General features: G+C 60.6%; 1 protein-coding gene. It reads right to left on the bottom strand.

Features of this window, described 5'->3' with window-relative positions; genetic code table 11:
• Positions 1-319 precede the first annotated feature (319 nt).
• On the bottom strand, positions 320-1,639 hold the full coding sequence (locus tag EII26_RS12770) for a Synerg-CTERM sorting domain-containing protein (RefSeq protein ID WP_124889532.1): 1,320 nt from the start codon (positions 1,637-1,639) through the stop codon (positions 320-322).
• Positions 1,640-2,301: the final 662 nt, after the last annotated feature.

Here is a 2,301-nt window from a genome sequence, read left to right as displayed (position 1 = left end):
CGCGGCCCCGAAAAGGTCAGGACCACGGATTTGTTGTAGTGATGCGCCTCGTCCCCGCAGGGGGAGCTCCAGATCCTCATGCCTCGACTTCCTTCCCGAACGCCGGCCCGAACAAGGGTGGAGCACAGCGCTCCACCCTTGTTCGGATCGTGGATAAACTGGACGGCAAATCACTGCCTCCCCTGATGAAACCCCTGATAAAGCTCCTAAGCGACCGACACGGCGCACTGCGCTTGCCGGTCGTCTGCTTATAAGTTCGGCTACGCGTAACTCAAAGATTTGCTGCCTCACCTATGTAAGGGGAAGTGGGCCGGAGGGGTTAGCTCCTTCGCCGCCCAACCACCGGGACGACCGCCAGCAACAGCATCCAGCCAAGCCCCGTATCGCAGCCGCCGCCGGAACCGCTCTTCGGCTGGTTCTGATTGGGGCCCGGAGCGGGGGCCGGAGGATTGAGCGAGCCCGCCGGGGCGGAAATCGCCGCATAGCTCGAGAGGTTGCCGCCGAGGGCATTGGAATCGAATTCCTTCCAGCCGCTCCCGTCATAACGCCACAGGCTGAATCCCGCACCGACCCAAAGGTATTTCCGCTCCGAATCGTAGGACAGGCCCGAAGCATAGCCGTTCTTTCCCTGGAAATCCTTCAGCAGAGTTCCCAGGTCCCCCTTGGCAAGACGCTCCGCCGTAGTCTCGTACACGCGGATGCTGTAGCCATCCGCCTGGCTCCACTTCGTGGCCTGCACATAGATCTTGTCCCAGGCCGACGCCACGGCCCCGAACATGTGTCCGAATGTGGGGTCCGCCGCCTTCACCGCCTCCGCCTTCAAAGGTGCCGAGATCTCCATCGTATCCAGATTGACGATCTCCACGCAGGAGGCCGGATTGTAGGCGTTCTCGACGGGCTGAGTGCCGCCCAGCGTGGCGACGTAGAGCAGATTGCCCTGACGAAGGAAGGCGCCGGGGACCGAGCCGCCGAGATTTCTGCCCAACATCGGCTTCTTCTCCAAGACGTTCAAGTCCTTGTCGAGCTTGACCAGGTGATTGGGCGCATAGTCGCCCGAGGCGGTCCAGATATCGCGCCCTTCCGAGAAAATGGCATAGAGCTTGTCGTTGTAGGCCACCAACCCCTCGCCGTGAGCGTCGTACCCCGGCGCCGACGAAACGTAGGCATACGTCTTGTCCTCCACGTACCGATCCCCGCTGGCGGGCGCCAGGCGGGAGACCTGGGACACATCGTAGCCCGTTCCGAAAAGGGCCCCTCCCATCGCCACTAGGGAGCGAATGTTCCGAAGAGATCCGACCGACTCCGCGGGACGATTCCAGGTCTCGGGAGCCGCCCATCCCTCCTTCGGCCCCGGGGCATGGATGTTGACGACGTCAGCCTTACCCTGAGTATAGAGCGTTACGGCGACACGAAATTTTCCTTCCGCATTGAGGAACGGGTAGATGCCCTGTCCCTGATTGCCCCCCATGTTGCTGACCAGAGGATGGACGGGATTGCCGTCTCCCAGTACGATTCCCAACGTCGCGTTGGCATAGTTGCCGTCCAGCCGCGCGAAGAGGAGCTCCGCCCCAGCCGGGGCGGACAGGCCCAGCAGCAACGCCAGAAACACCGATACGACCGAATAAACACGCTTTCTCACTTTGATCACCTTCCTGTTCTTTTTTGGCTTGTGACGCCACTGTACTCTAAAGAGATTTTTCCGTATTCCTGCCGCAACCCAGCCCCTGCGGCCCCCCTTGCATAAGCAGAGCGCCAACGAGCGAAAGCGAGTTGTGCGGGTCGCTTAGTTGCTTCATCAGGGGGGCCAATGCCCCCTGCCTCCCTGGTAAAGCAACTGATAAAGCTCCTAAGCGACGGACACGGCGCACTGCGTTGGCCGGTCGTCTGCTTATAAGTTCGGCTGCGCGTAACTCAAAGATTTGCTGCCTCACTTATGCAAGGGGACGGCCAGACTGCCAGCGATTCCCCGAAGGGAAGAGCTGTGCAGAGTGCTACGCAAACCTTCGGTCCGGCTGGTTTCTTCATCAGATAGCCCGAAGGGGCGGAAGGGTTTATCTGCGCCCCGCCAACCCAAACTGTTGAGTTCGCGAGATGGCGACCGAATCCACACACAGCTTGCAGTTATCCCGAGCCGGTCGCCTGCGCCCCGCCAACCCAAACTGTTGCGTTCGCGAGATGGCGACCAAATCGACACACACAGCTTGCAGTTGTCCCGAGCCGGTCGTCTGCGCCTGACAATCGCGAAATCCGTATCGCGATTGTCAGATAGCGACCGAATCCACACACAGCTTGCAGTTATCC

It is taken from the genome of Fretibacterium sp. OH1220_COT-178, from assembly GCF_003860125.1.
GTDB lineage: Bacteria > Synergistota > Synergistia > Synergistales > Aminobacteriaceae > CAJPSE01.
Note: the sequence above shows the minus strand (reverse complement) of the source record. Positions and strands in the feature narration are given on the sequence as shown.